Consider the following 26,619-nt stretch of genomic DNA (forward strand, 5'->3'; position numbering starts at 1 on the left):
TCCTGTGCACCGGCCACTCCACTGGTGTCCGCTGGTCCAGGAAGGTGTGCCTCACCGGGCTCCTGTCAGCTCGGTGACCTTTGCCCAGGCGCATGCCACGAGCAGTATCAGCAGCACGGCGCAGGCTCCCGCCTGTACGAGGGCGCGACGGCCGTCCCGGGGAGCGTAGGCGTAGGCGAGGGTGACGGCGCCGCCGGTGAGCAGACCGCCCAGGTGGCCCTCCCAGGACGTCATGGCCGCCGAGATCACCAGCCACAGCAGCAGCCCCGCCATGAACCGGTTGACCTGGGCCATGTCGGCGCCGAGCCGGCGGGCCAGCACCCAGTACGCGGCACCGAGCCCGAAGATCGCGCCGGACGCGCCCAGCGTGGGGTCGTAGGGCGCGATCAGCAGGACGAGGACCGAGCCGCCGAGCGCCGAGAGCAGATACAGGGCGAGGTAGCGGACGCGGCCCAGCTGGGCCTCGACCATGCGGCCGATGTTCCACAGCGACACCATGTTCATCACGATGTGCAGGATCCCGAACGTGCCCCCGGTGGGCGGCAGATGCAGGAACGCGCCGGTCAGCAGCCGGTACCACTCGCCGTCGACGACACCCTCGACATGGAGTTCGGCCGGGTAGGAGGCCTGCCACAGGTAGTGGCCGCCGTCCGGGCCCACCAGGCCCGCCCCGAGCATCTCGAACCGGTCCACGATCGCCGGGCGCACCAACTCGCCCACGTAGGCCAGCACGTTGAGGCCGATCAGGACGTACGTCACCAGCGGTACGGCCGAGATCCGCCCGCCGAACGCGGTCCGCGCCTGCCGTACCGACCGGGCTCCCTCGCGCACGCACTCCGGGCACTGGTGGCCGACGGCCGCCTCCCGCATGCAGCCCGGGCAGATGAACCGGTCGCAGCGGGTGCAGCGGACGTGGGACTCCACCTTCGGGTGGCGATAGCAGGTGGTGAGGGTGGATTCGGGTTCCACGTCCGGCTCCTCGGAGTGACAGGGGTGATCATTGAGCCGGTGGGGACGGCGGCGAACAAAATATCGAACGCCGGTGGCTGCGAGGAGCGGAGGGGTCATGGTCGCGATCAGTCTCAGCAAGGTGCAGGAGACGGCGCCCGCGCTGGTCGACCTGTACAAGAGCGCCGGGGTGTCCCTGGTGAAGCACGGGCTGGACGGACTGCGGGCCGCGGTCTACCTCGTGGTCGACTACTCGGGCTCCATGCGGCCCTACTACCAGGACGGCAGCGTGCAGGCGCTCGCCGACCAGGTCCTCGGGCTGTCCGCGCACCTCGACGACGACGGCCGGGTGCCCGTGGTGTTCTTCTCCACCGACATCGACGCCGAGACGGACATCGAACTCGCCGATCACCAGGGGAGCGTCGACCGGATCGTGGCCGGCCTCGGGCACATGGGCAAGACCAGCTACCACCTGGCCATGGACGCCGTCATCGACCACTACCTCGACAGCGGCAGCACCGCCCCCGCCCTCGTCGTCTTCCAGACCGACGGCGGCCCGATCAACAAGCTCGCCGCGGAACGGTACCTGTGCAAGGCGGCGAAGCTGCCCCTGTTCTGGCAGTTCGTCGGCTTCGGCAACCCGGACAGCAAGCAGTTCGACTTCCTCCGCAGGCTCGACGAACTTCCCGTACCGGACCGGCGGGCGGTGGACAACGCCGGGTTCTTCCACGCGGGCGAGAACCCTCGAACGGTCCCCGACGGCGAGTTGTACGACCGTCTCGTGGGCGAGTTCCCCAAGTGGCTGGAGGCGGCGCGGGCGGCGGGGATCGTGCGGGCGTAGCCCCGCGGTGCGGTGGCCGACGCGTTCAGTCGGCCAGGCGGGCGGCGGCCTGTCGCTGCTGGTTCGTCATCACGTCCAGGAAGCGGATCACCGTCTCCAGCTCGTCCGTGGTGAACGGCTCGCAGGCGGCGGCGATGTCGCGGGCGTACTCCTCGAAGAACGCGAAGAGCTCGGCGAGGTTGTCCCGGTCCGGCTCGATCAGCACCCGCCGCTTGTCCGTGGGGTGCGCGACCCGGCGGACCAGGCCCTTGGCCTCCAGCCGGTCGACCAGGCCGGTGACGGAGGCGGGCGCCAGACGGGTCGATGCGGCGAGCTCCTTCGCGGTGAGCGGGCCGTGCCGCTCCAGGAGGTCGAGGGCCTTCGTCTCCGTGGGGTTGAGACCGCGCTTCGCGGCCACGGCGGTGTGGAACATCACCGTGGCACCGCTCTGCTCCCGGCCCGCCTCGAACAGTCGCAGCAGGACGGCGGCCCGTCGCTCGTCGTCGGCGGGGACGGCCTGGGTGAGGTCGGGGGCCTTCTTGCCGCTGCTGGTCATGGCGTCAGGCTAGCAAAACATTTCGTTCGGTCTAACTAACTACTTGCTATCAGGGGTGGGCGACTGCGAAGGTGGTCAAGGTATTTCGTTCGCCCGAACGAAATGAATAGGACCGAACACCGCAGGGGGAGACCTCATGTCCACGACCCTCACCGAGTCCCCGCCCGCCGGGGCGCAGCCGTATACGCGCCGCTGGGCGGCCGCAGCCGTGATGATGATCGCGGCCCTCATGGACCTGCTGGACGTGACGATCGTGAACATGGCTATCCCGTCCGTCGGCCGTGACCTGCACGCCTCCCAGAGCGACCTCCAGTGGCTCGTCTCCGCCTACCTGCTGGGCTTCGCCGCCACCCTCATCGTCTCCGGCCACCTCGGTGACCGCTTCGGACGCCGGGGACTCTTCCTGGCCGGGGTCGCGGGCTTCGGGCTGGCGAGCCTCGCGTGCGGAATCGCGCAGACACCGGGGCAGCTGATCGCGGCCCGGGCGGTGCAGGGGGTGACCGCCGCGGTCCTGGTCCCGCAGGTGCTCGGCGCGTTCCGCACGATGTTCCACGGCAAGGAGCGCGGGGCGGCCTTCGGGATGTACGGCGCCGTCGCGGGGTTCGCCTCGGCGATCGGGCTGCTCGCGGGCGGACTGCTCACCGACGCCGATCTGTTCGGCTGGGGCTGGCGGTCGGTGTTCCTGGTGAACGTGCCGGTGGCGGTGGGGACGTTCGCGGCCGGGCTGGTCCTGGTCCCGGCCACGAAGGAGCGGTCCGCGGGGCGGCCCGACGTGCCCGGCAGCCTGCTGCTCGCGGGCGGCCTCGTGGCGGTGGTCCTGCCGCTCGTGCAGGGGCGGGAGAACGGGTGGCCGGTGTGGGGGTGGGTGTGCATGGCCGGGGGCGTCTGTGCCGTCGTGGGGCTCGGGGTGTTCGAGGCGCGGAGGGGTTCGCGGCGGGGCATGCGGGGCGCGGTTGCGGAGCGTGGGACTGAGGGGCGTACGGCTGAGGGGTGTGTGACGGCGGAGCGTGCGGGTGAGGGGCGTGTGACTGCGGGGCGTACGGCTGAGCGGGGTGCGGCTGAGAGGCGTACGGCTGAGCGCGGTGCGGCTGAGCAGGGGGGTGTGGCTGAGCGCGGTGCGGCTGAGAGGCGTACGGCTGTGGGCCGGCCGGGGATCGTGCCGTTGCTGCCCGCACGGGCCTTCCGGCTGCCGGCGTTCTCCGTCGGTGTCCTGGTCCAACTGCTGTTCTCCGTCGGCATGCAGGGGTTCTTCCTGGTCTTCGCGCTCTGGCTGCAAGGGGGCCAGGGATACACCCCGCTCCAGGCCGGAGTGCTGACTGTCGCCTTCTCCGCGGGCGCGTTCCTGACCGCGCCGGTCGCGGACGGCCTGGCGGTGCGGTTCGGACGGCTGGTGCTCGGCGCCGGGGCACTGCTGATGGCGGGCGGCTTCGGGTGGGTGTGGTCGGGTGTCGACTCCGCGGCCGCCGTCCACACTGGGGCCTGGCCGCTGGTGCCGGGCCTCGTCCTGGCCGGGGCCGGACTGGGGCTGCTGGCGGTGCCGCTGGTCAACGTCGTGCTGTCGGCGGTGCCGGGGGAACTGGCGGGCGGTGCCTCGGGGATCTTCTCGACGGCCCAGCAGTTCGGGGGCGCGGTGGGCGCCGGGATCGTGGGGACGGTGTTCTTCTCCCACGCGGACGAAGGACCGGGCGCCGCGCTGGGGGCGGCCATGCCGTGGGTGGTCGGGGGGTTCGTGGTGAGCGCGGCGTTGTGCGGGGTGCTGCCGCGGCGGGGGAGGGGCGAGGTGTGAGGCGTGAGGTGCGGGGCGTAGGAGAGCGGAGAGGCGGCGTGCTCTACGTGTCGCACTCCAGCACCGTCCGGCACAGCGCGCACCGGGCCCGTACCCGCCCCCGGACCGGCACCCGGATCCGCTGGTGGCAGGTGGGGCAGGGGAACGACACCCGCAGGCTGCCGGTGCCGTCCGGGGTGAAGGCGTAGCGCGTGCCTGGGCCTTGGCCCTGGCCCGGTCCGGGGCCGCCGTGCCGGCGGTCGCGGGCGTACCGGCGGCGGCCCGCCCAGCCCGCCGCCGTCAGCGGGGGCTGCTGCTCGTCCTCGCGGGCCAGCGCCAGGCCCTTCCCGTAGGCCGTGTACGCCTGCGGACTGGTGAACCACACCGACGGGTCCTCACCGAACACCAGGGACCGCTTCGCCAGCACGTACCCGAACTCCTCCGGCGTCAGATACCCCAGCTTCTGGGACGACGCCGCGTCCTCCCGGTACGCGTCCAGCAGCAGCCACCCTGCCCCCAGATACGTCGTCGCCGTGTCCGTGAGGATCTCGTTCTCGCGCACCCCGGGGAAGGACAGGTCGAGCCGGTGCAGGTACACGTGCATGACCTCGTGGGCCAGCGCCGCGCCGATGTCCCGCCGGTGGGTGCGGAACCGGTCGTTGAGTTCGACGAAGTACTCGGGCCCCGCGGTGAGTTCGACGTTCGCCGCGTGCGTCATCTCCCGGAAGCTCACGACGAACCGCGCGTCCGGGAGCCGGTAGTGCCGCACCAGCTCCCGCGCCACCCGCTGGGCGCCCAGATAGAGGTCGTCGGTGTCGCAGAACGCCACGTCCACCGGCGCCACGCTCGTCGCGAACGTCTGCACCGTGTCGTACGAGAGCCGCTTGTAGAGCGCGGTGATCGCCGCCCGCACCGTCTCCAGGTGCGGGTAGCCGTGCTGGACCGGTCCGTCGTTCGCCACGCCCGTACCCCCAAGACGCCCTGAACCCGATTCCACTCTACGAGGTCGGGCGCGGATCCAGGAGGATCGGATCCGGGGCACGCAGACGCAGTACGGGCCCGTCGGCCGGCGCCTCCTCCAGCTCGAGGACCCACACGTCGTTGCCGCCCTCCCGCAGCACCGGACCGGGCACGTACAGCGACCGCTGCGGGCCCACCGACCAGTACCGGCCCAGATCGAAGCCGTTGACCCAGACGAAGCCCCGGGTCCAGCCCGGCAGCTCCAGCACCGCGTCCCCGGCGCCGCGCACGCTCAGCACACCCCGGTACAGGCCCGGAGAGCCGTCCCCGGGGACCTCTCCGAAGGCGAGCCCCGCCACCGAGTCCAGCGCGTCCAGCCGCAGCCCCGTCGCCCGCACCCCGTGCAGGAACTGCCGCTCGTGCAGCAGACCTCCCGTGATCCCCTTGGCCTCCCCGCTCCTGGGCCCGTAGTTGACCCGCCCCAGCGACTCCACCCACAGCTCCACCCGCGCCGGCCCGGCGACCGGCTTGTCGAGCTGCCCGTCGTCCTCGGTGAGCACCCCGGCCCGCTCCCCGTCGACGTACACCACCGCGAGGTCCCTGAGGCCGCGCGCGATCAGCGGGTACGGCTGCCGCGGCCCCGGCACGTCCACCTCGTACCGCACCAGCCCCCGGTCCACGTCCAGCTCCTCGAAGCCCGGCGGCACGGGACCCTCGACGGGCGCCCCGCCGCGCGCGTCCAGTACGGCGGACAGGGCCGCCCACCCGGACAGGAGCACCTCGTCGGGCTGCCCCAACACCGGTGGTGCGGGCGGCAGTTCGGCCACCGGGCCGTACTCGGCGAGCACCTCCCTGAACCGCCGGAACTTCTCCGTGGGCCTGCCGTACTCGTCGATCGGCGCGTCGTAGTCGTACGACGTCACGTCCGGCTCCAGGGGGCCGTCGTGCAGCGCGCCGCCGCCCCGGTTGGCGCCCGACCAGCCGGCGAAGTTCGTGCCGCCGTGCGCCATGTACAGGTTCACCGAGGCACCGCACTCCAGGATCTCCCGCAGCGCCGCCGCCGCGTCCCCGGCATCCCGGACGACGTGCTCGCCGCCCCAGTGGTCGAACCAGCCGCACCAGAACTCCATGCACATCAGCGGGCCGTCCGGGCGGTACCGGCGCAGCGTCTCGAAGGCCGCGCGGGCATCGGAGCCGAAGTTGACCGTGGCCAGGACCCCGGGGAGCGAGCCGCCGGTGAGCATGTGGTCCTCGGGGCCGTCCGAGGTGAACAGGGGGACGGTCACGCCCACCGCGCGCAGCAGCTCCGCCAGCCGGCGCAGGTAGCCGGTGTCCGAGCCGTAGCTGCCGTACTCGTTCTCCACCTGCACCATCAGCACCGGGCCGCCCCGGTCGACCTGCCGCTCCACGACCTGCGGCAGCAGGCGGCGGAACCAGCGCTCCACCTGCCCCAGGTACACCTCGTCGCTCGTGCGCGCACGACCTCGCAGCCAGTGCGGCAGGCCGCCGTTCTCCCACTCCGCGCAGATGTAGGGGCCGGGACGGACGATCGCCCATAGCCCGGCCTCCTGAGCCGCGTCCAGGAACCGGCCCAGCGCCTCCGCGTCCCGGAAGTCGCCGGGGCGCGGCTCGTGGAGGTTCCACGGCACGTACGTCTCGACGCAGTTGAGGCCCATCGCCCGCAGCATCGCCAGCCGGTGCCCCCAATGCGCCTCGTGGACCCGGAAGTAGTGCAGCGCGCCGGACAGCAGCCGCACCGGCCGTCCGTCCAGCAGGAAATCGGTTTCACCCGTCGAGAACTCGCTCATAGGCTCCACCTTCACGACTGGCGACGATCACGTCCATGGACAAAGATCGGCGCTGCTTGGACCGAAGCGGCGGTCGTCGAACCGGATGAGCGGCCGTCGAACCGGATCGGCGGTCGTCGAACCGGATCTTCGGTCGTCGAGCCGGATCTTCGGTCGTCGAGCCGAAGCGATGCGTGGAAGGCGCGGCGATGTACCACACCTGGATGCGGTTCCTCACCCCCGGCCCCGTCCACCACCGTCTCGGCCTCGTCTGCCTCGGCGTCGGCCTCCAGTACGGCCCGCTGCCCACCGTCGGCCCCCGCACCCTCGACAGCCACGTCGCCGTCGTCATCAGCAGCGGCACCGGGTGGTACGAGACCCCCGACGGGCGGCGCCGGACGGTCACCGCGCCCGCACTGCTGTGGCTCACGCCGGGCGTCCCGCACCACTACGCGCCGGACCCCGGCACCGGCTGGGACGAGGGGTTCGTCGGCTTCACCGGGCCCGCCACGACGACGTACACCGAACTCGGGTACATCGAACCGGAGCGTCCCGTGGTGGCGCTGTCCGATGCCGCCGGTCCCCGCGCGGTGATCGCCCGGATCGCGCGCGCCGCCCGCCGCGACAACCCGCTCCTGGAGGTGGAGACGGGCGCCGCGGTCCACGAACTGCTGGTCGCCCTGCGCCGTGCCCGCGCCGACCTCGCCCCCGACGGCGACCCCGTCCTCAAGGCCCTCGCCCGCGACGCCTTCAAGCCGATGTCCGTCGCCGACCACGCGGGCCGGCACGGCATGACGCTGGCCGAACTGCGCACCGCCGTGCGCCGGGGCGCGGGGTGCAGCCCCAAGGACTACCTCCTCGGCATCCGCCTCGACCGCGCCAAGGAACTCCTCGCCGCGACGGAACTCCCCGTCGCCGCCATCGCCCGCCGCGTCGGCTACGACGACCCCGCCTACTTCTCCCGCCTCTTCACCCGCCGCGTCGGCATGCCCCCCGTCCGCTTCCGAGCCCAGGAGGCCCGAGCGGTCCCCGGAGGCTGGAGCAACCAGGTCCCGGATCCGGGGGATCTGCCGCGGATCTGAGGGGGGCGGCCGTTCTGACGGGGGTGGTCTCCGGGGGACCGGGCCCGCGGACCGAGCCGGGGTGCTCTCCTTGAGACCGGGACCCTGTCCTTCTGGCCGAGGCAGTACCCCGGGCTTGGGCTCCTGCGTGGCCGGGGTGGTCCCTCGGGAGCCTGTGCTTGCGGCTGGGTGGCCCTTCGGGGCCTGGGCTGGGCCCGGGCGTCCCCGGGGAGTGCGCATCCATCAGCCGGGCTGGGACAACCACCTGAGGGGCCGAGGCGGTGACCGTCGCAGGACCGGCCGTCCGAGGGGCTGCGCTGGTGATCTACGGCCCCGGCTCAGTCACCTCGAGCGCCGCCCGGCCGGTCGTGCTTGCGGGCGGGAGTATCCGGCGATCTTTTCCTTAACCCCCTCCCCGTAATGTTGTCGACCATGACCACCAGCAACACCGGAAACGGTGACGTCGACCCCGCCGTCCGTGAGGAGCTCGCCCGGCTGCGGGACAGTATCGACAACATCGACGCGGCCGTAGTGCACATGCTCGCCGAGCGGTTCAAGGCCACCCAGCAGGTCGGCCACCTCAAGGCCCGCCACCAGCTGCCCCCCGCCGACCCGGCCCGCGAGTCCCGCCAGATCGAACGGCTGCGCACCCTCGCCGAGAACGCCAAACTCGACCCGGCCTTCGCGGAGAAGTTCCTCAACTTCATCATCGCCGAGGTCATCCGGCACCACGAGCGCATCGCCGAGGACACCGTCAACGGCAGCACCACCACGGCCGATTGACCCCGCGGGACACACACGGCATGCTGCCCCGAGCACTCCTTGTCAGCCTGCGAGCACTCCCCGTCAACACACGGGCGTAGGCTGGTCGTCCGCGAGGGAGGGACGTCGGGCCATGCCGTCGGATGCCAGGATCCTCATCGTCGACGACCACGAGGACACGCTCTACGCCCTGGAGAGCGCCCTGGCCCCGCTGGGCTACCGGCTCGGCCGCGCCACCAGCGGTGACGAGGCCCTCAAGCAGGTGCTCCGGGGCCAGGTCGGCCTCCTGCTCCTCGACGTGCGGATGCCCGGCGTCAGCGGCCTCGACGTGGTCCGCTACATGCGCCGCCTGGAACAGACCCAGCACATCCCCGTCATCCTGCTCACCGGCTTCGGCCCCGACCACGAACTCACCTCCGCCGCCTTCGCCCTCGGCGTCGCCGACCTCGTGATGAAGCCCATCGACCCCTGGGCCCTGCGCACCAAGGTCCGCTACCTCTTCGACGCCCACCGCCGCCACCTCGCCCTCGAACACGAGGTGCGCGAACTGCGCGCCCTCGTCAAAGGCCACAGCGAGGACCACGGCGACGACCACGGCAACGACCACCGCGACGACCACCGCGAGAACCCCGGTGAGGAACAGGCCGCGCCCACCACCCCCCACCCCACCCTGCCCCACCCCGACGCCCGCGTCCCCCTCCAGCGCGGACAGGGGGCGCACACCGAGGAGCTCGAACAGGACCGGACATAAGGCGTGTACCGATCCGCCTCTGTGAGTTGGCCCTGCCATCAGGCAGCATGTCCTGCATGTCCGTACTGACGCGCGACGAAGCGCAGACCCGTGCCAAGCTCCTCGACGTTCACCGCTACACCATCGCGCTCGACCTCACCACCGGCGACGAGACCTTCGCGTCCCGGACCGTCGTCAGGTTCACCGCGCGCGCGGAGGCGGACACCTTCGTCGAGCTCAAGCCGGCCGAACTGCGAGAGGCGACCCTCGACGGCCGCCCCCTCGACCCGGAGACCCTCGACGGCAACCGGCTGCCCCTGAAGGGCCTGACCGCCGGCGAGCACGAACTGCGGATCGACGCCGTCATGCGCTACTCCCGCACCGGCGAGGGCATGCACCGCTTCACGGACCCCAGCGACGGCGAGTCGTACGTCTACACCCAGCTGTTCATGGAGGACGTCCAGCGCGTCTTCGCCGCCTTCGACCAGCCCGACCTCAAGGCCGTCTTCGACCTCACGGTCACCGCCCCCGAAGGCTGGACCGTCCTCGCCAACGGCATCACCGAACACCTCGGCGAAGGCCGCTGGCAGGCCGCCCCCACCCCCCTCATCTCCACCTACCTCGTCGCCGTCGCCGCCGGCCCCTGGCACTCCGTACGCACCGAACACCGCGGCCTGCCCTTCGGCATCCACTGCCGCCGCTCCCTCGCCCCCTACCTCGACCCGGACGCCGACGAGATCTTCGAGATCACCCGGCAGTGCTACGACCGCTACCACGAGAAGTTCGAGGAGCCCTACCCCTTCGACTCCTACGACCAGGCCTTCGTCCCCGAGTTCAACGCCGGCGCCATGGAGAACCCCGGCCTCGTCACCTTCCGCGACGAGTTCGTCTACCGCTCCGCCGTCACCGACACCGAGCGCCAGACCCGCGCCATGGTCATCGCCCACGAGATGGCCCACATGTGGTTCGGCGACCTCGTCACCCTGCGCTGGTGGGACGACATCTGGCTCAACGAGTCCTTCGCCGAGTACATGGGCTACCAGACCCTCACCGAGGCCACCCGCTTCACGGACACCTGGGTCGACTTCGGCGTCATGCGCAAGGGCTGGGGCTACGACGCCGACCAGCGCCCCTCCACCCACCCCGTCGCCCCCGAAGCCGTCGAGGACACCGCCTCGGCCATGCTCAACTTCGACGGCATCTCCTACGCCAAGGGCGCCTCCGCACTGCGCCAACTCGTGCACTGGCTCGGCGAGAAGGACTTCCTCGCCGGCATCAACACCCACTTCGCCCGGCACAGGTTCGGCAACGCCACCCTCGCCGACTTCATCGACTCCCTCGCCTCCGCCACCGAACGCGACGTCCACGCCTGGGCCGACGCCTGGCTGCGCACCACCGGCGTCGACACCCTGCGGCCCGTCGTCACCCGCGGCGAGGAAGCCACGTACACCCTCCAGGTCGAGCACAAGGGCAGCCGCCCGCACCGCATCGCCGTCGGCCTCTACGACCAGGACGTCACCGACGAGGGCCGCCACCTCGTCCTGCGCGACCGCCTCGACCTCGACGTCCCCCAGAGCGAACCCCTCCCCATCGGCAAGCGGCCCGCCCTCCTGCTCCTCAACGACGGCGACCTCACCTACGCCAAGGTCCGCTTCGACCCCCAGTCCTTCACCACCGTCACCGAGTGCCTCTCCGGACTCCCCTCGCCGCTGACCCGCGCCGTCGTCTGGAACGCCCTGCGCGACGCCGTCCGCGACGGCGAACTCCCGCCCTCCGCCTACCTGGAGGCCGCCCGCGCCCACCTCCCGCACGAGACCGACCTCGCCCTCGTCCAGGGCGTCCTCGCCTTCGCCGCCACCTACGTCGCCGACCGCTACATCACCCCCGAGGAACGCCCCGCCGCCCTGTCCCTCCTCACCGCACTGTGCCGCGACCTCATCCGCCGCACCGAGGACGGCGACAACCCCGGCCTGCGCCTGATCGCCGTACGCCACTGCATCAACGTGGCCGCCCACCCCGACACCATCGCCGCCTGGCTCGCCGACGGCACCGTCCCCGGCGGACCCGAACTCGACCCCGAACTGCGCTGGCGCGTCCTCGCCCGCCTCGCCGTCCTCGGCGCCACCGACGAGGCCGCCATCGCCGCCGAACTCGCCCGCGACCCCTCCGCCACCGGCCAGGAAGGCGCCGCCCGCTGCCGCGCCGCCCTTCCCTCCGAAGAGGCCAAGGCCGCCGCCTGGGACGCCATGTTCACCCGCGACGACCTCTCCAACTACCTCTTCACCGCCACCGCCCAGGGCTTCTGGCAACCCGAACAGGCCGATCTCGTACGGCAGTACGTGCCCCGCTACTACGACGACGCCGTCGCCCTCGCCGCCCGCCGAGGGCCCGCCATCGCCGACGCCGTGGGCCGCTGGGCCTTCCCCGACTACGCCATCGACGAGGACACCCTCCGCCTCGGCGAGACCTGTCTGCGCGACGCCGACCCCATCCCCGCCCTGCGCCGCAAACTCACCGACCAACTCGACGACCTCGGGCGCGCGTTGCGGGTGAGGCAGGCCTAGCGCGGACTTTCCCCGTACGGCAGTACCCCCTTTCGGGTCAGGATCGTTGAACTCTCCGGGCGCGCCCAGCCGACGCCGTCCAAGCTGGAAGCCCCCAGCGCTCCCGGAGGTCGACGATGCACACCTCACTGCGTCCGCTGCTCGACACGGTCCTGGACGCGCTGGAGGAGGGGACCCGCCTGAGGAGCGGGCCCCTGCCGGCCGGCGGCCCGACAGAGGTGGCGGAGCGGCTCCGGTCCGCAGTGGGGGACGTGTTCCCGGACGAGGGCGACCCGGACGCCCTACGGCACCTGGTCCGCGCCGTGGCGGAAGGCGCCGCGGACCCGGCGGACCCCCTCTGCACGGCCCACCTCCACTGCCCACCCCTGGCGGTGGCAGCGGCAGCCGACCTGGCCGTCAGCATCCTGAACCCTTCGATGGACTCCTGGGACCAGGCTCCGGCGGCATCGGAGCTGGAGTCACTGGTGACACGGCAACTGGCGAGAGAGGTCTACGCCGAGACACCTAGGGACGCGGGGAACTGCGCGACAAGCCCCCACCGGCCCGACGCTCTGATCACAACGGGTGGCACGGAATCAAACCAAATCGCCCTCCTCCTGGCCAGAGAGACCCTGGGTCCGGGCGTCCGATTGGTCTGCGGCGAGAACGCCCACCACTCCCTCCCAAGATCCGCATGGCTCCTGGGCCTGCCCGATCCAGTGATCGTTCCCACCCCAACCGGCACACTCGACCCCGCCGCCCTCGACAAGGCCCTCCACGGCCCGTCGGTCATCGTCGCGACCGCCGGCACCACCGACGCCGGCCTCATCGACCCCCTCCCCGAGATCGCCGCCCTGTGCGCACACCGCGGCGCCCGCCTGCACATCGACGCGGCCTACGGCGGAGGGCTCCTCTTCAGCACGAGGTACAGAGCCAAGCTCACTGGCCTGAGCGTCGCAGACACCGTCACCCTCGACCTCCACAAACTCGGCTGGCAGCCCGTCGCCGCAGGACTCCTCGCCGTCCGCGACGACAACGACCTCGCCGCCCTCAACCACCGCGCCGACTACCTCAACGCCGACGACGACACCGAGGCCGGCCTCCCCGACCTCCTCGGCCGCTCCCTGCGCACCACCCGCCGCCCGGACGTCCTCAAGATCGCCGTCACGCTGAAAACCCTCGGCCGCGAAGGACTCGCCGCCCTCGTCGACCAAGTCTGCTCAACAGCACAGGAGTTCGCCGCACTCGTCGACCGGCACCCCGGCTTCGAACTCCACGCCCCGCCCACCATCAGCACCGTCCTGTTCCGCCCCGCGAACGCCACCGACGACGCCGTGGCCGCCGTACGCCGACAACTCCTCACCGACGGCCGCGCCGTCCTCGGCCGAGCCCGCGCGGCGAACCGGCTCTGGCTCAAGGCCACCCTCCTCAACCCCACCACCCGGCCGGCCCAGCTCACCGCACTCCTGCACCTCGTGGAAGGAACCACCCCCCGATGAACCCCCACCCCCCACACCACGAGCCCGACGCGCCCCGCGACCTCGTCGGCATCGGCATCGGACCCTGCAACCTCTCCCTCGCCGCCCTCGCCCAGCCCCTCACCACCCTCGACGCCGTCTTCTACGAACAGCGCCCCGCCTTCCACTGGCACCCCGGACTCCTGATCGACGGCGCCACCGTCCAAGTCCCCTTCCTCGCCGACCTGGTGACCCTCGTCGACCCCGCCAGCAACTGGACCTTCCTCAACTACCTCAAGGCCCGCGAGCGCCTGTTCCCCTTCTACTTCGCCGAGCGCTTCCACATCCAGCGCGCCGAGTACGACGCCTACTGCCGCTGGGTCGCCGAGAACCTCCCCGGCCTGCACTTCCGCCACCAGGTCGACGCCGTCCGCTTCAACCCCGAACGCGACGTCTTCGAAGTCGACTTCACCCAGCTCGACAACGACGGCGAAGCCGAGGCCCTCGGCCGTACGTACACCAAGAACATCGTCGTCGGCATCGGCACCGAGCCCTACGTGCCGGAACCGCTCAAGCCCCTCGTCGAGGCCCCCGGCGTACCCGTCGTCCACGCCGCCGACTACCTCGACCACCGCCAGAGCCTCCTCACCGCAGACCACGTCACCGTCGTCGGCTCAGGACAGTCCGGCGCCGAGGTCTTCCTCGACCTGCTCCGCAACCGCCCCACCGGCCGCGAACGACTGCACTGGCTCGGCCGTACCGAAGCGTTCGCGCCCATGGAGTACTCCAAGCTCGGCCTCGAACACTTCACCCCCGACCACACCCGCTACTTCCACGCCCTGTCCGAAAGCGTCCGCGACCGCCTCGGCACCACCCAGTGGCAGCTCCACCGCGGCATCGGAGCCGACACCATCGCCGCCATCCACGACGAGCTCTACCACCGCACCCTGCACGGCGGCTGGCCCGACGCCGTCCTCACCCCCGGCGTCCGCGTCCGCACCGCCGGACGCATCGCCACCACGAAGATCGTCGAACTCCACCTCGAACACATCCAGCAGGGCAGCCGCTCCCGCCTCACCACCGACGCCGTCGTCCTCGCCACCGGCTACCGCGAACGCCCCCTCGACCGCATCCTCGCCGGACTCGACCCCTACCTGCGCCGCGACAGCCGCGAACGCCCCCGCGCCGACGAGCAGTTCAGACTCGACCTCGACCCCTCCGTCACCGGCGCCGACTGCCATGTGTACGTGCAGAACGCCGAACGCCACACCCACGGCGTCGGCGCCCCCGACCTCGGCCTCGCCGCCTGGCGCAGCGCCACCATCCTCAACACCGTCACCGGCAAGAACCCCTACCCCCTGCCCGCCCGCACCGCCTTCACCACCTTCGGCCTCGAACAGCGGCCCCTGATCCCACCCGCCCGCCAGGCCCCCGCCCTGACACCCCTGGTGGAAGGACGGTGAACGCCGGCGACGGCATACGCAGCACGTCGCCGGCGCGCACCCCTAGAACACCGGCGTACCGTCCCGCGTGAGCTTCCAGTCCACCGACGCGAAGTCCTTCGGGTCCAGCACACCCTTCGCGGTCACCCACTCCGCGATCCGGGTACGGATCTCCGTCGACTCCGACCACAGCTCGGTGGCGGAGGCCACGTGCGGGAACGCCCCGCCACCGTTGGCCCGGTAGTTGTTCACCGCGAACACGAACTTCTGCGCGTCGTCCAGAGCGGCACCGTCGAACGTCAGGTTCTTGATCCGCGAACCCGCCGCCTGCGCGATGTCGATCTCGTACGACAGCCCCGACACGTAGTCGTAGTTGTAGTCCGGGCGGTTGTTCGCGTTCGTCAGCTTCTCCACGTCCACCGGCGCACCCGCCGCCGTCCGCACGAAGTACTCCGCCGAGTACTCCAGGTACGCCCGGACCTGCGCACCCGTCAGCAGCTTCGCGACCAGCGTGTTGTCGTACACGTACAGGCTCGACAGATCCCGGATCGTCACCGCCCCCGCCGGAATCTCCGAGGTCCGGGAGAAGGGGGACGCCTGCGCGATCACCGGCAGCGAGGCGTACTCCGTCGACGCCAGCGCCGCCCGGACCACGTCCTCCTGCACCTTCGTGATCAGGTCGATGATCGGGGCGTCCTTGTACCGCGCCTCGACCGTCGTCAGCGTGGCCGTCGCCGTCCCCACCACCTGGTTGACGTACTTCACGACCACGTCGTGGTCGTCCTTCAGCAGCTTCGTGATCTTCGGATCGTCCGCCACCGAGTTCGAGTTGAGCACCTTCGACGACACCGACTCGACCGACCAGCGGCCCTTCTCGAAGACCAGCTCGACGTCGAACAGCGACAGCCGCTCCGCGTACGCCAACGGCTCCGACAGCACCACCGTCTTCCCGGTCTTCGCGTTGACGACCTTCAGCTCCGGGATCTCCACATGCGCATGCCCCACCAGGATCGCGTCGATCCCCGGCACCTGCTGCGCCACCAGCGCCGCCGAGTTCTCCACGTACGGCAACTGGTCACCGTACGACGACGTCCCCGACGAACCCGAGTGCGCCGACACCACCACCACGTCCGCACCCATCGACCGCAGCTTCGGCACCCACTTCGCCGCCTGCTCCTCAAGCCCCGGGAACGTCAACTTCCCCTGCACGTACGCCTTGTCCCAGATCGCGATACCCGGGTTCGTCAGCCCCAGCACCGCCACCTTCACCGGCGGCGCACCCTTCACGTGGAACGTCTTGATGAAGTACGGCGGGAAAGCGGGCTTCAGCGTCTTCGCGTCCAGCGCGTTGGCGCCGAGCAGCGGGAAGTCGCACTGCTCCTCGAACTTCCGCAGCGTCTCGATGCCGTAGTTGAACTCGTGGTTGCCCAGCGCCACCGCGTCGTACCCGATGGCGTTCATCGCCGCGGCCATCGGATGGACCGGACCACCCTTCGCGGTGATCGGGTCGACCTTCGCGTAGTAGTACGTCAGCGGCGTGCCCTGGATCGTGTCGCCCGCGTCCAGAAGCAGCGTGTTGCAGCGGCCCTTCTCCTTGCGGACCTGGTTCACCAGCGTCGAGATCCGCGACAGACCCTGCGCGTTGCCCGCCGCGTCCTTGTACTCCGCGTCCTTGAAGTAGTCCCAGTTGAAGACATGACCATGCAGGTCGGTGGTGCCCATGACCGTGAGCGAGTACCGCTTCACCGGCTTCCTCCCGCTCTCCGCGCCCTGCGCGGCAGGAGCTCCCACGGCACCCGCCAGCGCGACCCCCGCTCCCGTCACGGCGGACTTCTCCAGGAACTTCCTGCGGTTCAAGGCCATCTCTTGATCTCCTCGGGGAAAGGTCAACAACGCGCGTAGATTCTGACCCGGTCATGCTGAACCGCAACAGACCCCACAGGTTTCGATCTGGTGACTCACCGCGCGAAAACTGACACAGTGAGTCGTTATGACCGTTCCCTACGGCACACCCGACGCACCCCGCATCGCCGTCCGCGGCGAAGCCCACCTCGAAGTCGACCCCGAGATCGCCCGCATCGGCGTCACCGTCGCCTCCCGCGGCAAGGACCGCCGCACCGCCCTCGACGACCTCACCCGCCGCAACACCACCGTCCTGGACCTCCTCAAGTCCTACGGCGACGCCGTCGAACACCTCGAGACCGGCTCCTTCACCGTCACCCCCGAACTCAAGGAACACGGCCGCGGCGAACGCGTCCACGCCTACCACGGCCACGTCCACATCACCGCCGAACTCACTGACTTCACCGCACTGGGCGAACTCACGACCCGACTGGCCGACCAGGAGTTGACCCGCGTCGACGGACCCTGGTGGGCCCTGCGCCGCGACTCACCCGTCTACCGCGAGGCCAGGCAACAGGCGGTACGGGAAGCCGTCCAGCGGGCCAAGGAGTACGCGGAAGCACTGGACACCTCCCTGGCGTCCCTGCTCGAACTCGCCGACATCGGAGCCGAGGACCCCGAACCCCGCTTCGTCGGCAAGGCGAGCCGCGCCCGCTCCATGGCCTACGAGTCCGCGGCCGACGCCACAGCCGCCCCCCTCGACCTCGAACCCCAGCGCCAGCACGTCTACGCCCACGTCAACGCACGGTTCACGATGGCACCGCCGACCCTGTAACAGGTCGCCGCATTTGCTCCTGCGATGCTCATCGGAGCGGGGTCCCGCACACTTCAACACTTGTCAAAAGGGCTTCACCCGGAGGTTGTTGAGTCGTCATGTGCGACCAACTCCCTACCCGCCGGTAAGGCCTAATGTCGAAACATGCGCCGAGCAAAAATCGTCTGCACCCTGGGCCCCGCCACCGACTCCTACGACCAGATCAAAGACCTGGTCGACGCCGGAATGGACGTAGCCCGCTTCAACCTCAGCCACGGCAGCTACGCCGAACACGAGGAGCGGTACCACCGCGTCCGCAAGGCCTCCGACGAGACCGGCCGCAGCGTCGGCCTCCTCGCCGACCTTCAGGGCCCGAAGATCCGACTCGGCCACTTCACCGAAGGACCCGTACTCCTTGAACGCGGGGACGCCTTCACCATCACGGTCGAAGAGGGCGCGGAAGGCGACCAGCGGTCCTGCGGCACGACATACACCGGGCTGGCGGACGATGTCACCGTCGGCGAACGCATCCTCGTCGACGACGGCAAGGTCTGCCTGGAGGTCACCTCGGTCGACGGCCCCCGCGTCCACACCCGCGTGGTCGAGGGCGGCATGGTCTCCGACCACAAGGGCCTGAACCTTCCGGGTGTCTCGGTCTCGGTCCCGGCCTTGTCGGAGAAGGACGAGGAGGACCTGCGCTGGGCGCTGCGCATGGGCTTCGACGTGATCGCCCTGTCCTTCGTCCGCTCCGGCCGCGACATCGAGGACGTCCACCGGATCATGGACGCGGCGGGACGCCGGGTCCCGGTCATCGCCAAGGTGGAGAAGCCCCAGGCGGTCGACGCCATCGAGGACATCGTCGCCGCCTTCGACGGCATCATGGTGGCCCGCGGCGACCTGGGCGTGGAGATGCCGCTGGAGCAGGTGCCGATCGTCCAGAAGCGCGCGATCAAACTGGCCAAGCGCAACGCCAAGCCGGTGATCGTCGCGACCCAGATGCTGGACTCGATGATCGAGAACTCGCGCCCCACGCGCGCGGAGGCGTCCGACGTCGCCAACGCGGTCATCGACGGCACGGACGCGGTGATGCTGTCCGGCGAGACGAGCGTCGGCAAGCACGCGATCGAGACCGTCCGGACGATGGCCAAGATCGTGGAGGCGGCGGAGGAGGACATCCTCGAGAAGGGCCTGCCGCCGCTGACGGAACGGAACAAGCCCCGCACGCAGGGAGGGGCTGTCGCCCGGGCGGCGGCGGAGATGGGCGACTTCCTCGGCGCGAAGTTCCTGGTGGCCTTCACCCAGTCAGGCGACACGGTGAAGCGGTTGTCGAGGTACCGGTCCCCGATCCCGCTCCTGGCCTTCACGCCGGAGCCGGCGACGCGGTCGCAGCTGAGCCTGACGTGGGGCGTGGAGACGTACCTGGGCCCGCAGGTGGATTCGACGGACGCGATGGTCGACCAGGTGGACGAACTCCTGCTGCGCTACGGGCGCTGCGAGAAGGGCGACGTGGTCGTCATCACGGCCGGCTCCCCACCCGGGGTGTCGGGCTCGACGAACCTGGTGCGTGTGCATCACATCGGGGAAGACGACAGCCCCAAGTAGGGGGTGGGTGGGTCAGTGCTTGGGACCTACGTGAGTGTCCATGAGGGCTACTGAGGCTTTGCGGGCGATGGAGATGTTGCGGCTGTTCGCCTGCTTCCACTCGACGCCCACGTGGTCGAGGGTGTCGGTGAAGAGCCGGATGATGTCGCCGGACAGGTTGGTGAAGAAGTACCGGGGATATTCGTAGCGCTTCCGCTCCCCGGCTACGACACGGGTGGCCCAGTTGGTGATGCGGCATCCGTCGGAGTGAATGAGGCCGCGGATGAACTCCCAGGGGTGTTCGTCGACGATGGCCTGCTGCCAGGGTTCGAGAACGATGACGCGCTCATGCTTCCTGCCGGGGCCGTGTTGAGGGAACAGGCAGCGGAGGTGGGTGGAGCAAAGCTTCAGGTCGCGGCAACCAGCTTTACGGATGCGGCACACGGAGTTGTGCGGAAAGACAGTGCGCATGGCTCGTTCACACTCGTCCATGAGCTTGGGCCAGGCATCGTCGCAGGTGATCACCAGAGTTGGTGTGCGGTGGCCTGCCCACTGGACGATGCAGCCGTCACCTAGGTAGAAGCCGAGCAGGTAGCTGTATGCGGCTTCGTTGAGGTCCCCACCTTCGCATCGCGGGCAGGGCAGCTTGCGCCGCCCAGGGCATTCACCGCGCTTAGCGCGGTCTAGGTGAAGCCATTTGCCGATCGTGCCCACTGGAATGTCGAGCTGTCGAGCCACGTCCGCATTTCTTGCGCCGCCGTGCAGCAGGGAGAGCGCCCTTTGTCGAACCTCAGTGCCGTGAAAGTGCATGCGGCTACTCTGAGTGAGTGATCGAAACTCTGCGCAGCAAAAAGCGGATGTTCACGAGAACGTGGACATCCGCTTCTTGATCAGAGGTGCCGGGTGCGGGATTCGAACCCGCACGTCCTTTCGGACAATCGCTTTTGAGGCGATCATGTCTACCCTTCCATCAACCCGGCTAGGCGACAGGCCAGAAGCATACCGGGTCACCGCAGCTCCCCGCCTCTAGGTAGGCTGCACAAGCAGCAGTACCTGCCCGGCCCGTAACAAGGAGCCCCCGTGACCGCCCCCGAGTCGCCCCAGCCCGTAGACGCGCCCGACGACGACAAGTCGCACGTGCCTCCGCTGACGACCCGTGTCGTCATCGCCGAGGACGAGGCCCTGATCCGCCTCGACCTCAAAGAGATGCTGGAGGAAGAGGGCTACAGCGTCGTAGGCGAGGCCGGTGACGGTGAGCAGGCCGTCGAGCTCGCCCGTGAGCACAAGCCGGACCTCGTGATCCTCGACGTGAAGATGCCCAAGCTCGACGGGATCTCCGCCGCCGAGAAGATCGCCGAGGAGCGCATCGCGCCCGTCCTGATGCTCACCGCCTTCTCCCAGCGCGACCTCGTCGAGCGGGCGCGGGACGCCGGTGCCATGGCGTACCTGGTGAAGCCCTTCAGCAAGAGCGATGTCGTGCCGGCGATCGAGATGGCCGTCTCCCGGTTCACGGAGCTGAAGGAGCTGGAGAACGAGGTCGCGGACCTCACGCAGCGTCTGGAGACCCGCAAGCTCGTCGACCGGGCGAAGTCGATTCTTCAGACGTCGTACGGCCTGACCGAGCCTGCCGCGTTCCGGTGGATCCAGAAGACGTCGATGGACCGGCGTATGTCGATGCAGCAGGTCGCGGAGGCGGTCATTCTGGACGCCGACGAGAAGAAGGCCAACAAGGGCTGAGCCCAACGCGCCACAAGACCGAGGCCCGCGTCCCCAGCTGGGGGCGCGGGCCTCGTCGTACGGCGAAGAAGAAGGGTCAGTCCTCGCCGAGGTACGCCTTGCGGACCGACTCGTCGTGCAGCAGGTCCTGGCCGGTGCCGGAGAGGACGATGTTGCCGACCTCCATGACGTGTCCCTGGTCGGCCAGGGAGAGGGCGGCCTGGGCGTTCTGTTCGACCAACAGGATGGTCGTGCCCTGGGACTTGAGTTCGACGATCGTCGCCATGATCTTCTGCATCATGATCGGCGAGAGGCCCATGGAGGGTTCGTCGAGCATCAGCAGCTTGGGCTGGGACATGAGTGCGCGGCCCATGGCGAGCATCTGCTGCTCGCCGCCGGACAGGGTGCCCGCGGCCTGGTTGCGGCGCTCTCCCAGGATCGGGAAGAGGTCGTAGGCGCGCTGTATGTCCTTCTCGATCCCTTCCTTGTCCTTCCTCAGGAACGCTCCGAGCTGGAGGTTCTCGAAGATGGTGAGGCGGGGGAAGATGTGCCGGCCTTCGGGGGAGTGGGCGAGGCCGAAGGAGACGATCTTGTGGGCGGGGATGCCGCTGAGGGGCTGCCCGTCGAACGTGATCTTTCCGGAGGTCGGCTTCAGGAGGCCCGAGAGCGTCCGCAGGGTCGTGGTCTTGCCGGCGCCGTTGGTGCCGATGAGGGTGACGACCTGGCCTGCTTCGACGCTGAAGGAGATGCCTTTGACGGCTTCGATCTTGCCGTAGGAGACCCGGAGGTCCTCGACTTCGAGGAGTGCGGTCACTGGGCTTCTCCCTTGGTGCTGGTGGTGCCCGCCTCGGCCGCGTCGACCTCGGCGGTCTCTGCCGCGCCGGGGTCGCCTTCGAAGGGTTCGCCGAGGTAGGCGGCGATGACGCGCTCGTCGGCCTGGACGACCTCGGAGGTGCCTTCGACGAGCTTCTCGCCCTGGACGAGGACGGCGACGCGGTCGGAGAGGTTGAAGACGAAGCGCATGTCGTGCTCGATGAGGAGGACGGCGATGCCCTTGTCGCGGATGGCGAAGACCAGTTCCTCGGTGGCTCGGGTCTCCTGGGGGTTCATGCCGGCGGTGGGCTCGTCGAGGAGCAGGAGGCCGGGTTCGGAGGCGAGGGCGCGGGCGATCTCGAGCTTGCGCTGTTCGCCGTAGGGGAGGTTGCGGGCGAGGTGGTCGCGCTTGGCTTCGAGGCCGATGAACTCCAGGAGTTCCATGGCGCGTTCTTCGCTGGCCTTCTCCGCCTTCTTGAAGCCGGGGCCGCGCAGGAGGGCGGACCAGAGGCCTTCCTTGGTGCGGGTGTGGCGGCCGACGAGGACGTTCTCGAGGACCGTCATGTTGGCGAAGAGGCGGATGTTCTGGAAGGTGCGGGCGATGCCGGCCTTGGTCACCAGGTGGGGCTTGGGCGGGAGGACGGTGCCCTGGTAGGAGACCGTGCCTTCCGTGGGGACGTAGAGGCCGGTGAGGCAGTTGAAGAAGGTGGTCTTGCCGGCGCCGTTGGGGCCGATGAGTCCGACGATCTCGCCTGCGTTGACGGTGAAGTCGACCGAGCGGACGGCGGTGAGGCCGCCGAAGCGCATGGTGACGTTGCGTGCTTCGAGTACGGGTGTGGTCTCGGTGGTCATGGTGCTCACGCCCCCGCCTTGGTGACGGCGGCCGGTTCGCCGGAGAGTGTGGTGGTGTCTGGTACGTCGAGTTGGCCGGTCTCGTGGAATTCGAGCTGGCGGCGGCGGTTGGCGATGATGCCTTCGGGGCGGAAGCGCATCAGCAGGATGAGGGCGATGCCGAAGGCCAGCAGGGACTTGTCCTGGAGGAAGACGAGCTTCTCGGGGAGCAGGTAGAGGAGCGCGGCGCCGAGGATGGGGCCTGCGACCGTGCCCATGCCGCCGAGGACGACGGCGGCGAGGAGGAAGGCCGAGTTGGGGGGTGTCGAGCCCGCGAACTGGTAGGGCGTCGGGACGACGCTGTAGGTGACGTGGGCGCTGACGGTGCCGGCGAGGCCGGCGAGGGCGGCGCCGAGGGCGAAGGCGATGAGCTTGACGCGGAAGCCGTTGATGCCCATGGCGGTGGCGGCGGTCTCGTCCTCGCGGATGGCGATCCAGGAGCGGCCGATGCGGGAGTCGGCGGCGCGGGTGTAGACCAGGACCACGAGGGCCATGATCAGCACCATGAGCAGGTAGTAGTTGGCGAAGCGGCCGATGGTGAAGCCGGCGATGTCGTGGGCTTCGCCGAGGTTGAACCCGAAGAAGTTGAGGTCCGGGATGGACGGGATGCCGTTCGGGCCGTTGGTGATGTCGGGGCCGGATTCGCCGTCCATGTTGTTGACGGCGATGCGGAAGATCTCTCCGAAGCCGAGGGTGACGATGGCGAGGTAGTCGCCGCGCAGGCGCAGGGTGGGGGCGCCGATGAGGACGCCGAAGATCAGCGATGCGGCGGCGCCGGCGAGTGCGGCGGCCCAGAAGGGGAAGTGGACGCCGGAGAAGCGGGAGAACTCGGAGCCGGAGACGAGGGCGGCGGTGTAGGCGCCGACGCCGAGGAAGGCGACGTATCCGAGGTCGAGGAGGCCCGCGAGGCCGACGACGATGTTGAGGCCCAGGGCGACCGTGCCGAAGATCAGGATGTTCACGCCGATGTTGGCGTAGTGGTCGTCGGTCTGGGTGAAGGGGAACGCGATCGCGGCGGCGAAGCCCATGGCGAGCGTGAAGCTGCGGTTGTGGGCGACGATCCGGGAGAAGCGGTCCATGAGGCCTGCGGTGTGCAGGGCCCAGACGGCGAAGACGACGACGATGAGGAAGCCGACGAAGAGTTCGCCGTACTCGGTGTCGATGCCGTAGGTGAAGACGGCCAGGCCGATGATCGTGGCGACGGTGATGACCGCGCGCTCCAGCCAGGGGCTGAGGGGAGCGGGTGCGGGGATGTTCTCCGGCTTGGCGATGTAGGCCTTGAGGTTGTCCTTGGTGCTCTCGGTGTGCGGCTCGGGGAGGGCGAACGCGCCGATGACGGGGAGGAGGGAGGCGATGGCCGCGACCCAGCCGCCGGGTTCGAGGTTGGCGAGTCCGCCGAGTTCGGCGGCGATCGAGATGATCGTGTACCAGGTGACGCCGAAGGCGCCGATGGCGGTGAGCACGAGGGGCGCGTTGTTGCGGGCGGGGATGAGCCAGCCCAGGCCCGGGACGCCGTACGCGGAGAGCGCGAAGACGGTGACGAGGACGCCGGCGATGAGGGTCAGCCACTGGAGGCCGCCCGGGTAGCCGGTGATGGTGAGGTCGCCGGGGAACTCGCTGGTCCAGGTCCAGGCGAGGAAGGCGGAGACGATGGTGGCGATGCCGCCGACGAGGACGAGCGCGCGGGCTGCCGCGAGGGGCAGCGGGATCAGGGCGCGGGTGGTGGTGTCGGTCATGGTGGTCACGCCCTGTCCGCGACGCGTTCGCCGAGCAGGCCTTGTGGCCTGACGAGGAGGACGATGATGAGGAGGGCGAAGGCCCAGACGTTGGCCCAGCTCTGGCCGCCGAGCTTGTCCATGCCGGGGATGCCGTCGATGTAGGCGGAGGCGAGGGTCTCGGCGACGCCGAGGACGAGTCCGCCGAGCATGGCGCCGTAGATGTTGCCGATGCCGCCGAGGACCGCCGCGGTGAAGGCCTTGAGGCCCATCAGGAAGCCCATGCGGTAGTCGATGTTGCCGTACTTGAGGCCGTAGGCGAGGGCGGCGACGGCGGCGAAGAAGCCGCCGATGGCGAAGGCGATCACGATGATGCGGTTGGTGTCGATGCCCATGAGCTGTGCGGTGTCCGGGTCCTGGGCGGTGGCCTGCATGGCGCGGCCGGTGCGGGACTTGCGGACGAAGAAGGCGAGCGAGGACATGCAGATGATGGCGGCGACGATGAGGAAGATGTCGGCGTCCTTGATGGTGACGGAGCCGATCTCGTGGGTGGCGTCGAGGCCGGGGAAGGCGATGGCGCGGTCGGCGCCGGGGTAGAAGTTGCGGACGACTTCCTGGAGGGCCAGGGAGAGGCCGATCGCGGTGATGAGCGGTGCGAGCCGTGGTGCTCCGCGCAGGGGCCGGTAGGCGAACCGTTCCGCTCCGACCGCGATGAGGACGGCGACGATTCCGCCGCCGATCAGCATCAGGGGGACGGCGACGGCCATGGAGACGCCGTCGGGGAGGATGTAGAAGTAGACCGTGAAGGCGCCGAAGGCCCCGGTCATGAAGATCTCGCCGTGCGCGAAGTTGATGAGCTGGACGATGCCGTACACCATCGTGTAGCCGATGGCGATGAGCCCGTACATCGAGCCTAGAAGCAGCCCGTTGGCCAGCTGCTGCGGCAGGGTGTTCACCGCGTGGCCTCCATTGTCGCTGGTGGTCGTGTGCACTGGTGGTGTGCAGGGGGTGGGGTGTGGCAAGGGCCGCGCGGTCGGGGTCCCCTTCCGCGCGGCCCGTGGTGAGGTGGTGCTGTGTTGCTGTCGAGAGGCCGGTACTAGCTGGCGGTGCCGGTCTTCACGGCCTTCCACGCACCCTTGGTGACCTGGTAGACGGTGAGCTGCTTGTTGGTGGTGTCACCGTACTGGTCGAAGGAGACCTTGCCGGAGATGCCTTCGAAGTCGGACTTCTGGACGTTGTCGACGACGGAGGAACGCAGGGCGTTGATGTCGGTGGGGACCTTGCCGTCGTTGGCGTCGACGGCGGCCTTCACGGCCTTGATGATGGCGGTGGTGGCGTCGTAGGAGTACGCGCCGTAGGCGCCGTAGTCACCCTTGTAGCCCTTGGACTTGTACGTCTCGATGAACGTCTTGGCGGCGGGCAGGGTGTCGGCGGGGACGCCGACGGCGGTGGCGAGGTCGCCCTCGGAGGCGGCGCCCGCGGTCTCGATGTAGGTGGAGGCGAACATGCCGTCGCCGCCGAAGAGCGGGATCTTGACTCCGCCGTCCTTGAGCTGCTTGGTGATCAGCGAGGACTCGTCGTACTGGCCGCCGTAGTAGAGCAGGTCGGCGCCGGAGCTCTTGACCTTGGTGACGAGGGAGCCGAAGTCCTTGTCGCCGGTGTTGACGTGGTCGGTGCCGACCACGGTGCCGCCGAGCTTCTTGAACTGCTCGTTGAAGATCTTGGCGAGGCCGGCGCCGTAGGTCTGCTTGTCGTCGACGACGAAGACCTTCTTCTTCTTGAGGCCGTTGTACGCGTAGTCGGCGGCGAAGCTGCCCTGGAGCTCGTCGGTGGTGGCGGTGCGGAAGTACGTCTTGTAGGGACGCTTCTTGGCCGTCTGCCAGTCCTTGCCCTGGGTCAGGGCCGGGTTGGTGTTCGACGGGGAGATCTCGACCATGTTGGCCGAGGCGAACACCTGCTGCATCGACTGGGCGACACCGGAGTTCAGCGGGCCGACGGCGCCGACGGCGGTCTTGTCGCCGGTGATGGCGGTGGCGTTGGACTGGCCGGTGGCGGGCTGCGCCTTGTCGTCGAAGGCCTTCAGCTTGAAGGTGACGCCGGGGACGAGCTTGTTCTTGTTGGCGTCGTCTACGGCGATCTGGGCGCCGTACTGGATACCGAGACCGGTGGTGGAGTTCTCGCCGGAGAGCGGGGCGTCCACGCCGATGGTGAGGGTGGTGCCACCCCCGCTGTCACTGTTGCCGCCCTTGTCGTCTCGGGAGCCGCAGGCGGTGAGTGTGAGAGCCCCCGTCGCCATGACGGAGGTCAGGATCACCATGGAACGTCGCACAATCATTCCTTTCCGCAGGCACCCGCGCCCTTGTGGGTGCGGCTGGTACCCGCGCTTTACCGAACTCCCGATGGAGCGGTGACTGGC

General features: G+C 69.6%; 22 protein-coding genes and 1 tRNA gene. 11 read left to right on the plus strand and 12 right to left on the minus strand.

The window, feature by feature from the left end:
- Window positions 1-51: 51 nt before the first annotated feature.
- On the minus strand, window positions 52-969 hold the full coding sequence (locus tag AQJ54_RS11235) for a rhomboid family intramembrane serine protease (protein ID WP_062236457.1): 918 nt from the start codon (window positions 967-969) through the stop codon (window positions 52-54).
- Between the two features lie 97 nt (window positions 970-1,066).
- On the opposite strand from AQJ54_RS11235, the gene AQJ54_RS11240 reads away from it, so the two are divergent.
- Entirely contained in the window at window positions 1,067-1,789 is a 723-nt protein-coding gene (locus AQJ54_RS11240; RefSeq protein WP_062236460.1) for a vWA domain-containing protein, read from the plus strand.
- A 25-nt stretch (window positions 1,790-1,814) separates the two neighbouring features.
- On the opposite strand, the gene AQJ54_RS11245 is transcribed toward AQJ54_RS11240, so the two are convergent.
- Complete coding sequence (locus AQJ54_RS11245) at window positions 1,815-2,324, minus strand: MarR family winged helix-turn-helix transcriptional regulator (protein WP_062236462.1); 510 nt, start codon at window positions 2,322-2,324, stop codon at window positions 1,815-1,817.
- Window positions 2,325-2,460: 136 nt separating this feature from the next.
- Between AQJ54_RS11245 and AQJ54_RS43405 the strand changes: the two genes are divergently transcribed.
- A complete protein-coding gene (locus AQJ54_RS43405) occupies window positions 2,461-4,110 on the plus strand; it encodes an MFS transporter (protein WP_062236464.1) in 1,650 nt (549 codons plus the stop codon).
- Between the two features lie 43 nt (window positions 4,111-4,153).
- Here AQJ54_RS43405 and AQJ54_RS11255 read toward each other — a convergent pair whose 3' ends face one another.
- On the minus strand, window positions 4,154-5,050 hold the full coding sequence (locus AQJ54_RS11255) for a hypothetical protein (RefSeq protein ID WP_030318864.1): 897 nt from the start codon (window positions 5,048-5,050) through the stop codon (window positions 4,154-4,156).
- Between the two features lie 37 nt (window positions 5,051-5,087).
- Window positions 5,088-6,857 carry a glycoside hydrolase family 35 protein gene (locus AQJ54_RS11260; protein ID WP_062236466.1) on the minus strand — a complete coding sequence of 590 codons (1,770 nt, stop codon included), beginning with the start codon at window positions 6,855-6,857 and terminating at the stop codon, window positions 5,088-5,090.
- Between the two features lie 188 nt (window positions 6,858-7,045).
- On the opposite strand from AQJ54_RS11260, the gene AQJ54_RS11265 reads away from it, so the two are divergent.
- From AQJ54_RS11265 to AQJ54_RS11290, 6 genes are all read left to right on the plus strand, one after another.
- Window positions 7,046-7,918 carry a helix-turn-helix domain-containing protein gene (locus tag AQJ54_RS11265; RefSeq protein ID WP_062024626.1) on the plus strand — a complete coding sequence of 291 codons (873 nt, stop codon included), beginning with the start codon at window positions 7,046-7,048 and terminating at the stop codon, window positions 7,916-7,918.
- 411 nt (window positions 7,919-8,329) lie between these two features.
- Window positions 8,330-8,680: a chorismate mutase gene (locus tag AQJ54_RS11270; protein ID WP_062024625.1), complete on the plus strand. Its 351-nt coding sequence runs from the start codon at window positions 8,330-8,332 to the stop codon at window positions 8,678-8,680.
- 112 nt (window positions 8,681-8,792) lie between these two features.
- On the plus strand, window positions 8,793-9,410 hold the full coding sequence (locus AQJ54_RS11275; RefSeq protein WP_062236468.1) for a response regulator: 618 nt from the start codon (window positions 8,793-8,795) through the stop codon (window positions 9,408-9,410).
- Window positions 9,411-9,466: 56 nt separating this feature from the next.
- On the plus strand, window positions 9,467-11,953 hold the full coding sequence (gene pepN / locus AQJ54_RS11280) for an aminopeptidase N (RefSeq protein ID WP_062236470.1): 2,487 nt from the start codon (window positions 9,467-9,469) through the stop codon (window positions 11,951-11,953).
- A gap of 116 nt (window positions 11,954-12,069) precedes the next feature.
- On the plus strand, window positions 12,070-13,431 hold the full coding sequence (locus AQJ54_RS11285) for a pyridoxal phosphate-dependent decarboxylase family protein (protein WP_062236473.1): 1,362 nt from the start codon (window positions 12,070-12,072) through the stop codon (window positions 13,429-13,431).
- Window positions 13,428-14,852 (plus strand): lysine N(6)-hydroxylase/L-ornithine N(5)-oxygenase family protein, encoded by a 1,425-nt coding sequence (locus AQJ54_RS11290; protein WP_062236475.1) that lies wholly within the window; start codon window positions 13,428-13,430, stop codon window positions 14,850-14,852. Before AQJ54_RS11285 ends, AQJ54_RS11290 begins: the two co-directional genes overlap by 4 nt.
- 42 nt (window positions 14,853-14,894) lie before the next feature.
- Here the strand turns inward: AQJ54_RS11290 and AQJ54_RS11295 are convergent, their stop codons facing one another.
- Window positions 14,895-16,694 carry a bifunctional metallophosphatase/5'-nucleotidase gene (locus AQJ54_RS11295; protein WP_062236479.1) on the minus strand — a complete coding sequence of 600 codons (1,800 nt, stop codon included), beginning with the start codon at window positions 16,692-16,694 and terminating at the stop codon, window positions 14,895-14,897.
- Window positions 16,695-16,821: 127 nt separating this feature from the next.
- On the opposite strand from AQJ54_RS11295, the gene AQJ54_RS11300 reads away from it, so the two are divergent.
- Complete coding sequence (locus tag AQJ54_RS11300; RefSeq protein WP_062236482.1) at window positions 16,822-17,508, plus strand: SIMPL domain-containing protein; 687 nt, start codon at window positions 16,822-16,824, stop codon at window positions 17,506-17,508.
- A 144-nt stretch (window positions 17,509-17,652) separates the two neighbouring features.
- Window positions 17,653-19,089, plus strand: a complete 1,437-nt coding sequence (gene pyk / locus AQJ54_RS11305; protein WP_062236484.1) for a pyruvate kinase — start codon at window positions 17,653-17,655, stop codon at window positions 19,087-19,089.
- A 12-nt stretch (window positions 19,090-19,101) separates the two neighbouring features.
- Here pyk and AQJ54_RS11310 read toward each other — a convergent pair whose 3' ends face one another.
- Both AQJ54_RS11310 and AQJ54_RS11315 read right to left on the minus strand, forming a co-directional pair.
- Complete coding sequence (locus tag AQJ54_RS11310; RefSeq protein WP_062236487.1) at window positions 19,102-19,878, minus strand: helix-turn-helix domain-containing protein; 777 nt, start codon at window positions 19,876-19,878, stop codon at window positions 19,102-19,104.
- Window positions 19,879-19,965: 87 nt separating this feature from the next.
- Window positions 19,966-20,048, minus strand: a tRNA-Leu gene (locus AQJ54_RS11315).
- A gap of 100 nt (window positions 20,049-20,148) precedes the next feature.
- On the opposite strand from AQJ54_RS11315, the gene AQJ54_RS11320 reads away from it, so the two are divergent.
- Entirely contained in the window at window positions 20,149-20,805 is a 657-nt protein-coding gene (locus tag AQJ54_RS11320; protein WP_020137531.1) for an ANTAR domain-containing response regulator, read from the plus strand.
- 76 nt (window positions 20,806-20,881) lie between these two features.
- Here the strand turns inward: AQJ54_RS11320 and AQJ54_RS11325 are convergent, their stop codons facing one another.
- From AQJ54_RS11325 to AQJ54_RS11345, 5 genes are all read right to left on the minus strand, one after another.
- On the minus strand, window positions 20,882-21,598 hold the full coding sequence (locus AQJ54_RS11325) for an ABC transporter ATP-binding protein (RefSeq protein ID WP_062024605.1): 717 nt from the start codon (window positions 21,596-21,598) through the stop codon (window positions 20,882-20,884).
- Window positions 21,595-22,449: an ABC transporter ATP-binding protein gene (locus AQJ54_RS11330; RefSeq protein WP_062024603.1), complete on the minus strand. Its 855-nt coding sequence runs from the start codon at window positions 22,447-22,449 to the stop codon at window positions 21,595-21,597. The genes AQJ54_RS11325 and AQJ54_RS11330 overlap by 4 nt, the downstream gene beginning before the upstream one ends.
- Before the next feature lie 5 nt (window positions 22,450-22,454).
- Window positions 22,455-24,224 carry a branched-chain amino acid ABC transporter permease gene (locus AQJ54_RS11335; protein ID WP_062237121.1) on the minus strand — a complete coding sequence of 590 codons (1,770 nt, stop codon included), beginning with the start codon at window positions 24,222-24,224 and terminating at the stop codon, window positions 22,455-22,457.
- 5 nt (window positions 24,225-24,229) lie between these two features.
- The gene (locus AQJ54_RS11340; protein WP_020137535.1) at window positions 24,230-25,159 is read right to left on the minus strand and encodes a branched-chain amino acid ABC transporter permease; all 930 of its coding nucleotides are present in this window, start codon (window positions 25,157-25,159) and stop codon (window positions 24,230-24,232) included.
- A gap of 140 nt (window positions 25,160-25,299) precedes the next feature.
- Window positions 25,300-26,520, minus strand: coding sequence for a branched-chain amino acid ABC transporter substrate-binding protein (locus AQJ54_RS11345; protein WP_030318821.1), 1,221 nt, complete (start codon window positions 26,518-26,520; stop codon window positions 25,300-25,302).
- Window positions 26,521-26,619 lie beyond the last annotated feature (99 nt).

The organism is Streptomyces griseorubiginosus (genome assembly GCF_001514195.1).
Taxonomy (GTDB): Bacteria; Actinomycetota; Actinomycetes; order Streptomycetales; family Streptomycetaceae; genus Streptomyces; species Streptomyces griseorubiginosus.